Annotated in this window: 11 protein-coding genes; 9 read left to right on the top strand and 2 right to left on the bottom strand. The window is 58.7% G+C overall.

From position 1 onward, the window contains the following. From VMU57_RS04440 to VMU57_RS04425, 4 genes are all read left to right on the top strand, one after another. A partial coding sequence (locus tag VMU57_RS04440) for a sulfite exporter TauE/SafE family protein (RefSeq protein ID WP_325381200.1) occupies positions 1-715 on the top strand: 715 nt, incomplete at its 5' end. Positions 716-813: 98 nt separating this feature from the next. After that, entirely contained in the window at positions 814-3,315 is a 2,502-nt protein-coding gene (locus tag VMU57_RS04435; protein WP_325381198.1) for a PEP/pyruvate-binding domain-containing protein, read from the top strand. Positions 3,316-3,365: 50 nt separating this feature from the next. Beyond that, a complete protein-coding gene (locus VMU57_RS04430; protein ID WP_325381196.1) occupies positions 3,366-4,277 on the top strand; it encodes a TIGR02186 family protein in 912 nt (303 codons plus the stop codon). Positions 4,278-4,324: 47 nt separating this feature from the next. Continuing rightward, positions 4,325-5,623, top strand: coding sequence for an OprO/OprP family phosphate-selective porin (locus VMU57_RS04425; protein ID WP_325381194.1), 1,299 nt, complete (start codon positions 4,325-4,327; stop codon positions 5,621-5,623). Between the two features lie 63 nt (positions 5,624-5,686). Here VMU57_RS04425 and VMU57_RS04420 read toward each other — a convergent pair whose 3' ends face one another. Continuing rightward, positions 5,687-5,986, bottom strand: coding sequence for an IS66 family transposase (locus tag VMU57_RS04420; RefSeq protein WP_325381192.1), 300 nt, complete (start codon positions 5,984-5,986; stop codon positions 5,687-5,689). 28 nt (positions 5,987-6,014) lie between these two features. Between VMU57_RS04420 and VMU57_RS04415 the strand changes: the two genes are divergently transcribed. The 3 genes from VMU57_RS04415 (at position 6,015) to VMU57_RS04405 (ending at position 9,148) form a co-directional block, all read left to right on the top strand. Beyond that, positions 6,015-6,536: a hypothetical protein gene (locus VMU57_RS04415; RefSeq protein ID WP_325381190.1), complete on the top strand. Its 522-nt coding sequence runs from the start codon at positions 6,015-6,017 to the stop codon at positions 6,534-6,536. Positions 6,537-7,417: 881 nt separating this feature from the next. Then, positions 7,418-8,296 (top strand): flagellar motor stator protein MotA, encoded by an 879-nt coding sequence (motA, locus tag VMU57_RS04410; protein ID WP_325381188.1) that lies wholly within the window; start codon positions 7,418-7,420, stop codon positions 8,294-8,296. Between the two features lie 21 nt (positions 8,297-8,317). Beyond that, positions 8,318-9,148: a flagellar motor protein MotB gene (locus VMU57_RS04405; protein ID WP_325381186.1), complete on the top strand. Its 831-nt coding sequence runs from the start codon at positions 8,318-8,320 to the stop codon at positions 9,146-9,148. Here the strand turns inward: VMU57_RS04405 and VMU57_RS22965 are convergent. Further along, a complete protein-coding gene (locus VMU57_RS22965) occupies positions 9,066-9,452 on the bottom strand; it encodes a PilZ domain-containing protein (RefSeq protein ID WP_414648604.1) in 387 nt (128 codons plus the stop codon). The two genes, VMU57_RS04405 and VMU57_RS22965, sit on opposite strands and share 83 nt — an antisense overlap. Before the next feature lie 302 nt (positions 9,453-9,754). On the opposite strand from VMU57_RS22965, the gene VMU57_RS04395 reads away from it, so the two are divergent. Together VMU57_RS04395 and VMU57_RS04390 are read left to right on the top strand one after the other, a co-directional pair. Next, on the top strand, positions 9,755-10,447 hold the full coding sequence (locus VMU57_RS04395) for a response regulator transcription factor (RefSeq protein ID WP_325381180.1): 693 nt from the start codon (positions 9,755-9,757) through the stop codon (positions 10,445-10,447). A 177-nt stretch (positions 10,448-10,624) separates the two neighbouring features. Further along, complete coding sequence (locus VMU57_RS04390; RefSeq protein ID WP_325381177.1) at positions 10,625-11,803, top strand: sigma-54 dependent transcriptional regulator; 1,179 nt, start codon at positions 10,625-10,627, stop codon at positions 11,801-11,803. The last annotated feature ends 50 nt before the right edge of the window (positions 11,804-11,853 follow it).

Here is an 11,853-nt window from a genome sequence, read left to right as displayed (position 1 = left end):
GTCCGCCACCGCGGCCCATTTTCGTCTCGGTCACGTGGATCTGAAGCTCGGCACAATCCTGCTCCTGGGAGGTCTCGCCGGTGCGGCCATTGGCGTTCGCGTCATCAAAGCCCTGCGCGCCCTCGGCAATGCCGACCTCGTTATCATCATCACCTACGTCGTGGTCCTGGGCAGCGTGGGGACATTTATGTTCCTGGAGAGTCTCCAGACCTTGCGACGCGGCGCCATGCCACCCAGGCAGTCCCATCCGGTCCGCCGGGTTCCGTTCTTAAGCAAGCTTCCCTTGCAGATGAACTTTCCCCGGTCCAATGTCAGTCATGCCGTCTTTGTTCCGTTCCTCCTCTGCGCATTGGTCGGGATCCTGGCCGCAGTCATGGGAGTGGGCGGCGGTTTCATCATGGTCCCGATGATGGTTTACCTGCTGCGAATGCCGATGCATGTCGCTGTCGGAACAGACCTGTTTCAGATTGTCTTCACTTGCGCCGGCATAACCCTGATGCAGGCGGCTACCAACTTTACCGTCGACATTGTATTGGCGATTCTCGTGGCGGTCGGTTCCACCGTCGGTGCGCAGATCGGGGCGCGTCTGTCTCGCGTGTTGCGCGGAGAGCAGCTCAGGATCGTCCTCGCCAGCGTGGTGCTGGCCACAACTGTGAAGATGGCGATCGCGCTGCTCCTGGAACCGGCGAATTTTCTTACCAGGGCGGCGAGCTGATCGCCAGCGCTGTTTCCGGGCGAACGTGGCAAGGGGTGGGGCCAATGAGCATGTGGTGGCGCAGAAATTCTCGGGCATCCGATGGGCTCGAGAAAGTCGTGCGCTCCAGGTATGCGAGCTTTCGGAAACTCCTCTCGCTCAATAATGAGTGTCTCGAAATCCTCGCCGGTGTCCAGGAGGACTTGCAATACGCGGCCCCCGGCCAAGACGTTTTGGGCGACCGCGTTTCCCTCGTCTTCGACAAGTTGAACCAGGGGATCGCAGAACTTGCCAGGCTTGCGGATCGGAACTACGACCGTTTTGCCGAAAAGGTCCGCTGCCTTCACGCTGAGGTGGCAAAGGAGATCGCAAAACGGGACGAGCTGCCAAGTCCACCGGTTGCTCGATGGTTGTCCGAAGTGGATCAGCGGGACGAGCGCGAAGTCGGCGGCAAGGCTGCGGCGCTCGGTGAGATACGCAACCGCTTGATGCTCCCGGTCCCTAACGGCTTCGTGATCACCGCCGAGGCTTACCGTAAGTTTTGCTGCTCACAAATATGGAAGCAGGTTCGAGACCTCACTCGTTATCTCGACTTGAATGACCTCGCCACGCTGGAGGAAACCTCCGCTCGGCTGGTCAGTCTGGTTCAGGATCTCGAGATGCCGCGCGTGATAGAAGTGGCTCTGACGGAGCGCGCACGTACGGTTCTCTCGGCGGATGCCGGCCTCGCAGTACGTTCCAGTGCGGTCGGCGAAGGCGGCGCCAGGACCTTTGCCGGGCAATTCGCGAGCCTCCTCAACGTTCCCCTGGATGGCGTGATCGATGCATACCGCGAAGTGGTAGCCGGAAGATTCCGCGCCAGGGCGCTGTCGTACCGCCTTTCCGCGGGAATACCCGATGTGGACTGTCCCATCGCGGTGCTCTGCATGCCCACGGTTTCGGCCACGAGTTCGGGCATCATGTACACTCGCGATCCGGCCAATCCCAAAAGCGACCGGCTGTGGATCACAGCGACTCGCGGACTTGCTACCGATATCGCAAGTGGGAGTTCGGGAGCGGATTTGTTTGTCGTCTCCCGTAAAGCTCCTTATGAAATCCGGGAGCAAACCCTGGCTCACAAGGCGGAGCAGGTCTCGTTACGAAAAGGCGGCGGAATCCATCGACAGCCCACCAGCGACGAGGCTGCGTCCAGACCGAGCCTGACCTCAGATGACTTGCATTGCCTTGCCAAATGGGGAGTCCGAATCGAAAAGCACTTCGGATCTCCGCAGGATATCGAGTGGGTTCGCGACCCGCACGGCCGGCTTTGGATTGTTCAATCGCGTTCGCTCGCGCTGGCAGATCATGCGGCCTCTCATTCCAAATCCGCGATCCCCCTTGTTCCCGTCCTCTCCGGCGGGCGAACCATTCATCCCGGCCGGGTTTCAGGACCAGCCCACCTTGTCCCGGAGATCAAGGCCCTCCCTGGCACGCCGCCAGGGGCCATCGTCTTTCTGCGCAAAGCTTCTCCGGAAATTGTCGAGGTCTTTCCCCGAATCTCTGGATTGGTTGCGGAACTGGGCAATGCCACCGGTCACGCCGCCTCCCTGCTTCGGGAATTTGCGATTCCTTCGGTGTTCCAGCTAACCGGGGCATTTGAAACCATCCGTGAAGGCGAAGAGGTCAGCCTGGATGCTATCCAGCCGCGGGTCTTTCGAGGGGCGGCCTGGCCGTCGCGCAACAGAGAAGCTCCCCTGCGCGAGCGCTATCGCGAAGCCTCAACTGATCCCATCGAAGACAAGGTCCTCACTCTGCACCTTCTCGATCCCTCTGCGCTCAGTTTCCGGCCTGCGGGCTGCCGCTCTGCGCACGATGTCCTTCGCTATTGCCATGAGAAGGCAATCGAAGCCATGTTCCTGTTGAGCGATCGTGAGATTGAGCTCGGTTCACCAGCTGCCAGACGCCTGATGACAGCAGCGCCCATCAACATGCATGTGCTGGATCTCGGCGGAGGCATTGCCGGTAATCTCCCCACCCGTGACGTGCGGCCGTCCGATATCGTATCCCGCCCCTTCCAGGCACTGTGGCGGGGGGTCACCCATCCCGGCGTGAAATGGACACGCGATCTGGAGCCCACCTTCGGCGATATTGCCTCGGTAATGGCTAGCTCGCTCAGTTCCTCCGGACCGATCCGCGCGCTCGGCGAGCGAAGCTACCTCATGGTCGCCAGCGAATACATGAACCTCAATTCGCGTCTTGCTTACCATTTCACTCTAGTGGACGCTTGCGTGTCCGACGTTCCCAGCAATAACTACATCGCCTTTCGCTTCGCCGGAGGGGGCGCCACCCGCCTGCGGCGGAATCTGCGCGCCAGCTTCATTGAACAATGTCTCTCGCATTACGGCTTCATCGTCGACCGCCGCGGAGACCTCGTCAACGCCTGGTTCAAAAAGGCGCCTGCCAAAGAAACCGAGTCGAACCTCGACATCCTCGGCCGTCTCATGGCTTCTTGCAGCCAGTTGGATATGTATATGACAGATACCGCGGTCGCAAGATCCTGCGCGCAAGCGTTTCTCGAAGGCAATTACTCGCTGCAAACGGATTCTCCGCCCGCGCGGCAGGAAAAGGTCGTTGGCTTATGAAGACGAACCCTCGGCCTCGCAGGCTCCACTTTCGGAATGTCTCCAGAACGATGCAGGGTCTGGCGATTCTGACCGCCATTTCGCCCGGCGTTTGTGCCGCCCAGATGGCTCCGCCCACGCTGGTCCCGCAAAGCATCTCCATGGGCTCGTTCTACAGTGGCGCCCAGTTGCACATTGAGGGAACGGCTCCGGCGGGTACAGAAGTAGCCGTCATCATTCGCGGCAACGAACAGGACGAGTTTTTCAATCGCAAGAGCCGATACGGCATCCTCTGGCTTAATTCCGACCGTATTCACATCCAACATGCTCCATCCATTTTCCTCAGTTACAGTTCTGGTACTCTTCAGGAAATGCTGAGCCGGCAGGAAATAGATAGAAGCGTTCTCGATGAAACCGCAATTCAGCACCACATCCGCTGTTTATGCCGTTGCAAGTGCAATCTGACCGACAAAGGGCGGCAAACCGGGATCCAGGATTCCCAACCCGACGCAGCATATCGAGGGCAAATTGAGTCGGACTTCCTCAGGCTCAAGAAAGCGGAAGGCGCCTATAGTATGCAGGCCCATTCTGTGAAAATCGTGCTACTTCCCGGGGGCGCTGCAAAGTATCTCGCGGATGTGCAATGGCCGGCCAAATTCCCTCCAGGAAACTACAAAGTGGAGGTTTACGCCTGCTCTCACAGCAAGGTGATCGCCAAGTCCATGGCCAATCTCCAGGTCGCTGAAACGGGATTCCCGTCTCGCGTGCAGCAACTGGCATTCGGATCTCCTTGGGTTTACGGCGCTGGAGCGGTTCTCATCGCCCTGCTTGCCGGCTTTGCTACCGATCTTTGCAGCACACAGCTCGTTCGGCGTCGGCGACACGCCCATGCAGAGGGAGTTGATGAAGTCCAGGGCGCAGTTGAGGAAGTTCAGGCGGCGACCTCTGAAGAAAAGGAAACCGAAACGCTCCATCGCAAATGAGATGCACCATCGGTTCAGCGATCCTGTTTGCGAATGAGGTTTTACCAATGATTGCGTTTCCACCCCGGTTCCATCAAATTGCGATCGCGATCGTCATGCTCGCGATTTCCGCCCCCCCACGTCTGGGCGGCCAACATCCCACCGCCTATCTTGCCGGGCTGAACGACGAGGGAGGAACCTCGACCGACCTTCAATCGAGCCATAAGCTCGACTGGAATGGCTTGCAGTTTGCCAATCAGAGCGGCTCTAGCGAACTGAGAATTCATGGATACTTCCAGGCGGACGGTCGCCTTTTCGGGACCGACATGAAAAACTGCTCCAGGGCCGTGCTGCTCTTCCGTCGGGTTCGGCCTTTGGTGGAAGGGGTCCTTGCCAATCGGCTGGAATTCCGCTTTATGCCTGATTTTGGGGAGGGAAAGAGCGTAATCCAGGAAGTATTCGTCGATTATGCATTCGGCCCGGCTGCAACTCTGGAAGTAGGAAAATTCAAGACCCCGATTGGCCTTGAGGTATTGCGCGCAGACCGCGATATGACCTTTGTCGAACGTTCCACAGCCTCCGGTTTGGCCCCCGTTCGCGATCTTGGTGTTCAGTTAGCCGGCTCCCTCCAGGATAGTTCGATCCACTACGCTTTGGGATTCTTCAGTGGAACAGAAGACGGCTCTAACGCCAATTTTGAATGGACCGGCTCGAAGGAAGGCGTGGCGCGGGTTCTCTATGAACCCTTCGCCGGAAAGCACGATGCCCCCCGGCCCCTCGGAGTTGGAATTGCGGCTTCATCCGGGTTCAATCACGGCTCGCCGCCGAAATTCAGCTCCATCGGGCAGGAGACGTTCTTCCGCTATTCCTCCAGTTCGCTCGTTGACGGCCAGCACCGGCGATGGGCTCCCCAGGCGACCTACTTCTCAGGCCCCCTGGGACTCATGGCTGAGTACATCCTGTCGGGAGAAACCCTGTCTGCAAATAAGAACCGGCGATATATTTCCAACCGCGGATGGAACATTGCTGCTTCCATTATGCTTACCGGCGACAGAAACAAATTCGAAGGGTTTCGGCCGGCACACCCGTTCGTGCCGGGCGACGGTGGACGACATTGGGGAGCCTGGGAGTTGGCGCTCCGTCATAGCGACGTGGTCATGGATGAGATTGCATTCCCGAACTTCGCCGATCCCAAATCCTCCGCGAAGGGCGCGCGCGAGTCCGCCGTGGGGTTGAACTGGCTTCTCAACACCCACGCCAAATGGGTATGCAATTACGAATACACAACCTTTCAGAAAGTAAGGAATACGAACCCTAATCTTCATACCGAGAGAGTCGTAATGGCGGAACTCCAGTTATCCCTGTGATATCGCGGCCTGCTCCTCTCTCTGGAACTCACCCTCGCGCCGCGCAGGTCGGGCGGCTCTGCTTCACCTCGCTTGGATGCGAGGCCCTTTTTTCAATTGAAATATGAGGCGCTTCCGGCTTTGTAGTGGGTGAATCGGGAACAGAAAGTCGAAAGTGAGCATACTGCCATCCGCGCATTCGATGTTTTGCCCGTGTTGAGCATGGGCATGATGGGTGTCATCGGTAGCCACCACATGTGAAGCGCGCACCCGCTCCGCCATCAGCCCATGCAACGGCTCAACCAGATCGGCTACATCGCCGCACCACGCCGATTGCGTGGCCCGCGAGATGTCGAAGCCCTGCCGGGCGAAGATGTCCTCCAACCTTTAAAGAGGCAGGTAATCGGAGAACTTGCTGGTGACGATAAACGCCAGCAGGCCAGGGCCGGCCCTGCCTTTTTCGATCGCAGCTTCCGGCTTGGCTGCGGTTTTCATCTGCGGGCTGTTCCCGTTGATCTCGCAGGCCGGGCAGGCATACTTCTTGCGCACATTGTCGGATGCGCTCGAAGTGGCCGGGAAAGTACTCCACCTGCCAGCTCTCATCGGGGCCGATCTCCTTGCGCGGAACACCGCGGCAGGGACAGACTCGCTGTTCCGCAATCAACTCGTACACGCTTTTGGTAACGGGAAGGTTTTCGAAGTCGGCCACTTGGCGCCGCCCCTTGCGCCGCTTCACCCGCCGGAGTTCCGCTTCCGGCTCGCAATGAGGTGGAACATCGTCCGGGTTGATCGGCTTGCGATCCAGCTCGCCTGCGAAGCTCAGCAGCAACTGGGCCAGATCATCGCCGTTTTCCAGCCGATCCGCGCGCGGTCCGTAATAGTGCTTCTTAGAACGATCCAACTGCAGGGATTTCTACATGAGGAATATGCATAGAAACAGGACCGGGATTCAAAGCTGAGAGATGTGGCCTCCCCTGCCCCGTTTGGCATATCTGCCACGAGTCGGGTGGGGTACTCGGCGATCGCGAGTTCCGCCCTAATACTAGGGTGGCGAACTCGAACAGATTCAGTTTCTCGGCATCGGGTTGCTGTTCGGCGTTGATCCAGAAGCCCCCGTGCTTGTCAGCGAAGGAGAGATCGATCTTTACACGCCAGCCGTGCTGGCGGAACAACCGGGCGGGAAAGTCCTCGAATTGGCGCTCGCCGGGCGCGTCGCCAAAGTACGGATTGGGAAGTCGCCGAACCACGGTTCACCATGGCCACGTCAATTATCGCGGGCATGGTATTTATCATGGCCGGAATACTTGCAGGTGCCGCCCGGCGCGGCTGGGCCGTCGCCATGCAGGTCAACAAGAGGGCCGAATCGGAACTGCCGAGCCGAACCTCAATCTGCAACAGAAATGCCCCTCTTTCGCTATGCCATCGTGCATGACAAGAAGGCATCGAGCTGCTTCCGAATTCCGTTCGCCAGAGAGAGTCAGAGAGACCCGTATCTAGGTTGGTTCGCCGGAATCGACCGGATATAGAGCCGGTCTCCTGAGATGCCGATGGGAGGGCATGCCGGCTCCGGGCCTTCGCGCGATCCATACCAAGCCCTCCCCCAAGCAACGAAGCCCCCGTCCAGCGGTTTTCAGGATAGGCGCGCGGAGCATGATAAGCCGCGGCTGCATTTCCTCGGCATGCCTCTCTCGGGGCCTTGCCCATGAAAAGACGACAGCCGTATGCCGATAGTGGGTTGATTAACCATTCTTGACCTGTCAGGGACAGTGTCCGCAAAAAGGATACGAAGCACATCCCGCGGAGGAAGAGTAGAAGATGTTTGCCATCGTCGGCATTCTGGTTGTTTTCGGCGCGGTGTTGTGCGGGTTCCTGATGGAAAAGGGGCCGGTGCTGGTTCTAGTGCAGCCTTCCGAACTCCTCATCATCGGGGGCGCCGCGTTGGGGACACTGATCGCCGGCAACCCTCTCCACGTGCTGAAGAAGATCGTGAGCAGCGTGGTGCGGGTGGTCAAAGGTCAGGGTTATTCGAAAGCGCGCTATCTGGATTCCCTGAAGATGATGCTTCTGCTATTTAACAAAGCACGCAAAGGTGGCCTCATCGATCTTGAATCCGATATTGAAGAGCCCGAAAAGAGCCCGGTATTGTCGAAGTTCCCGGAGTTTCTCAAGCACCAGCATGCGCGGGATTTTGTATGCGACACCATGCGCATGGCGATCACCGGCGGGGCGACTCCCTTCGATCTCGACCAGATGATGGAACTGGATATGGAGGTTCATCATGCATCGGCGAGCGAGCCTGCACATGCTCTTGCGACCATGGCGGACGCCTTACCGGGCATGGGGATTGTCGCGGCAGTGCTCGGAGTCGTGATTACGATGAGCGCGTTGGGCGGCCCCCCGGAAGAGATTGGCCGCAAAGTCGCGGCGGCGCTTGTGGGGACCTTCCTGGGAATCCTGCTCTGCTATGGAGTTGTAGGCCCCTTGGCATCGATGGTCACCAAAATGATCGACGAGGAGCATGCGTACTACCACGTTTTACGCGTGACGATGCTTTCGTATTTAAAGGGCATGCCCCCTAGCCTGGCAGTGGAGGTCGCCCGGCGGGCGGTTCCCGAACATGTCCGTCCATCCTTCCAGGAATTCGAAAAGGCGTGTCGCCAGAGGGAGACCCTGGTGGAGACAACTGCCGCCTAGCGGCCAGGAAGGACCAATCTCATGCAGGCGACCCATCCCATCGTCATCGTCAAGAAGAAGCATGCCCGAAGCAGCCACCACGGAGGGGCATGGAAGGTGGCTTACGCCGATTTCGTAACTGCCTTGATGGCGCTGTTCATCGTGCTCTGGCTGATGAACGCCAGCAGGCAGGTTCAGGAGGCGGTGGGAGGATACTTCAAAGATCCCCGGGGCACATCCAAGCGGGTTGGAACGAACCGAAGCGGCAGCGACGTCTATGTGCCGATTCGGAAGGAAGACATGATCAAGCTCAAGGAGGATCTTCTTGAGTCGATTCATCACCTCGATCCGCACAACAAGTTCAAGCACCAGATCGAGATCACGGTAACCGCGGAAGGACTGCGCATCGAATTGATAGAGTCTCCGAAAGGGACGTTCTTCCAACTGGGAAGCGCGACGCCCACCGCTGCCCTGCGGGACCTGCTGCGGGCACTTTCTGTGGAGCTTGGCAAGCTGCCCAACAAGATCTCCGTCGAGGGGCACACCGACTCAATGGCGTACGTTCGCCGTGGATACGATAATTGGGATCTTTCCACGGATCGAGCCAACGAGGCCCGGCGGCTGATGGTTGCTGAAGGTGTCCGGCCGGACCAGGTTGTGCAGGTGAGGGGTTTCGCCGACCGGGAGCCACGCGCGGGCCTCAAGCCTGCGGACCCGTTGAACCGGAGAGTCACATTGATTGTGCAGTATCAGGTGGAGAATGCGTCGGAGCAGGCTCTTCCCAGCAGCATTACCAGCCAGGACGCGAGCCCGCCTTCGAATTCACCACTGCTGGTGCCTGCCGGACAAGGACCGGGCCGCGCTGGCCGGTAGGCGCCGCCGTTTGGGCTACCAGGCGCTGAAGGGCCTTCCGCTCTCTCTCCGAACCGAAGAGGAACTTCACTCCGTCGTCCCCGAGCCCCGTTCGCGCCACTCGGGCGCGCACCTCAAGGAAGGAACCGCTGTGGCCGATGCGGAGGGTACCGCAACCATTCGTGGGTACCGGCTGGTGGAATTCCACCTTCATGCCTTCACTACTGATCTCGCGGCACTGTCCTGTAACACTGCCATCCTTCAAAATGAGAAGCACGGGAAGGTCAACCGGGTAACGCGGGGTGCGATATTCGAATTTCTGCATAAAAGTGACTCGGGCTAAGGGCGAATGTGTGCAACCATCAGCATTACGAATTCAAGGCTTGGCCGCCAATACCTCAAAATGTGTAGTTTCCGGCCCGATTTCAACAGAAGGAATCAGAAGAGTAAATAGGTAGAGCTGAATACATGACGGTATGCTGAACCTGCTTTTCCATCCTTCATGTTTTGTCAGGGGTCAGCATGGATGTAGGGTCCTGGTCGGTAGACTCCTCCCCCCCAACAGCAATTCCGGCGACCTCTCTCGCCCAACAACCCGATTCGGAAATCGGCAGATACGACCGAACGTTGAGGATCTCGAGCGAGCGACGAATCCTGATGGTCGAGGAAGATGCCGACCTTGCCAGCTTTCTAACTGCAGAACTTCAGGAGAGCGGTTTTGCGGTGGATATCGTTCGGACTGCGGAAGAGGCAGAGGCAGCGCTTCGCGGCAAGTTCCGATATGACCTGCTGCTGTTGGACATGAATCTGCCGGAAGCGGATGGCATTTGGGCGATCCACCGCTTGCGGGCGATCCTACCCCGCCTGCCCATGCTGGTGCTCACGGCACGTAACGGCGTCGAGGACAAGGTGCGCGCTTTCGATGCAGGCGCCGACGATTGTCTTGCAAAGCCGCTTCCGTTGCCGGAACTGCTGGCTAGAGCTCGCGCTCTCACGCGCCGCAACTCGGGTGTCGTTTCGAATGCCTCCCGAGTAGGAGATCTGACGCTGCACAGAGAAGAACGGCGAGTGGAACGGAACGGCAGGAGAATCGAACTGACGCCCCGCGAGTTCGCCATCCTCGACGTGCTGATGCGCTACGCGGGACGCCCGGTTTCACGGGCCACCTTGTTGAATGAAGTCTGGAACGTGCCGGGAGAGCCGTCCACCAACATCGTCGACGTCTACATGAAGTACGTCCGCGACAAAGTGGATCTTCCGGGAGAGCGCCGTCTCACCCACACCGTCCGGGGTTTCGGTTACGAGCTCCGAGAAACGTGACCCCCCAAGGTCGGGCTGGTTCACCCGGCAGTCAGGGAATACAAGTCAGAGCCAAGCAAGTTTCCTTTTGTTTCATCCTGAACCCGGACGCGATTCGCATCAGGATGGGTGAAGGGGTGATTAAGCCGAGTCGGGCCCACTCAAGAGTCGAGATGCATGCTGATTTGCAGAGGTGATATGGGTTCTCTTGCTGTGCAGTATGGCCAGCACGATGTTGTGCGCTTCAGCGTGGTCGTTGTCACGCCAAACAACCAACTGCGGCAAACCCTCCAGGAGAAGTTAAGTGCCGAACGGTGGAGCGTGTACCAGGCGGGCAGCGGTGCTGGCGCATTGGAACTACTTCGCCGGTTGGATCCGCGAGACCCCGTGGTGCTGTTGGATCCCATGCTGCCCGATCTGGAAGCGGAAGGATTTCGCGCTATTGTTAAGAGTCGCTTTCCCGAAGCTCAAATTGTCATGATCAACTCGCAAACCGGGCAGCTTCTTGCCGGCAGTTCCTCGCCTTCTCCGATTTCGGCAAAGCTGGTCGATTTGATCAACAACGGTGGGACAATTCGGATTCACGGGATGATGCCCCCCTCTCGTGAGCGCATGCAGCCCGTGGTCGAGCGCCGGCGCATGCGAACGGGCCGCATGATCGGTCGCTCGGAGGCTATGCGGCGGACATGGGCCGTCACCCGCATGGTTGCCGCTCGCAACACAACAGTTCTGATCACGGGCGAGAGTGGCACCGGAAAGGACGTGCTGGCGCAAGAAATCCACCTGCTCAGCGGACGTAAGAACCAGCCGTTTGTTGTGGTGAATTGTTCCGCCATTCCCGAGGCGTTGCTGGAGGCGGAACTATTTGGCTACACCAAGGGAGCTTTCACCGGCGCCGTGCAATCTCGGATTGGACGTATCCATGCCGCGCATGGAGGAACGCTGTTCCTCGATGAAATCGGAGATATGCCGTTGGCACTGCAAGGAAAGATCCTTCGCTTCCTGGAACAGGGTGAGGTGCAGAAGCTGGGAGGCAATGACAATATCAAGGTGGATGTGAGGGTCATTGCGGCCACCAATGCCGATCTCAAGCATCTGGTAATCAACAAGCAATTTCGTGAAGACCTCTATTATCGGCTTGCAGTGTTCCCCATCCACCTGGCGCCGCTGCGGGAGCGCATGGACGACCTGGAATCGCTGGCCAGCGCCATGATGGCGCGATTCCATCCCAACGTTGAGCTCAGCGGCGAAGCCCTCGCCATCCTGGCCCAGCACAACTGGCCGGGAAATATTCGCGAGCTGCGCAATGTTCTCGAGCGGGCAGTGGTGCTGGCCGGTTCCGGATGGGAAATCAAGGGCGAGCATATTCTTCTGTGATCGCCTCTCCCGTCTTGGGACGGCCGATTCATTTTGGCACACCGCGTGCA

This window comes from Edaphobacter sp. (genome assembly GCF_035532915.1).
Taxonomy (GTDB): Bacteria; Acidobacteriota; Terriglobia; order Terriglobales; family Acidobacteriaceae; genus Edaphobacter.
Note: the sequence above shows the minus strand (reverse complement) of the source record. Positions and strands in the feature narration are given on the sequence as shown.

What these genes read in the sequence shown, in the direction of transcription:
- VMU57_RS04390 (WP_325381177.1), top strand. Translation starts at nt 10,625, where the DNA reads ATGGGTTCTCTTGCTGTGCAGTATGGCCAGCACGATGTTGTGCGCTTC.
- motA (WP_325381188.1), top strand. Translation starts at nt 7,418, where the DNA reads ATGTTTGCCATCGTCGGCATTCTGGTTGTTTTCGGCGCGGTGTTGTGC.
- VMU57_RS04425 (WP_325381194.1), top strand. Translation starts at nt 4,325, where the DNA reads ATGATTGCGTTTCCACCCCGGTTCCATCAAATTGCGATCGCGATCGTC.
- VMU57_RS04430 (WP_325381196.1), top strand. Translation starts at nt 3,366, where the DNA reads ATGCAGGGTCTGGCGATTCTGACCGCCATTTCGCCCGGCGTTTGTGCC.
- VMU57_RS04405 (WP_325381186.1), top strand. Translation starts at nt 8,318, where the DNA reads ATGCAGGCGACCCATCCCATCGTCATCGTCAAGAAGAAGCATGCCCGA.
- VMU57_RS22965 (WP_414648604.1), bottom strand. Translation starts at nt 9,452, where the DNA reads ATGCAGAAATTCGAATATCGCACCCCGCGTTACCCGGTTGACCTTCCC.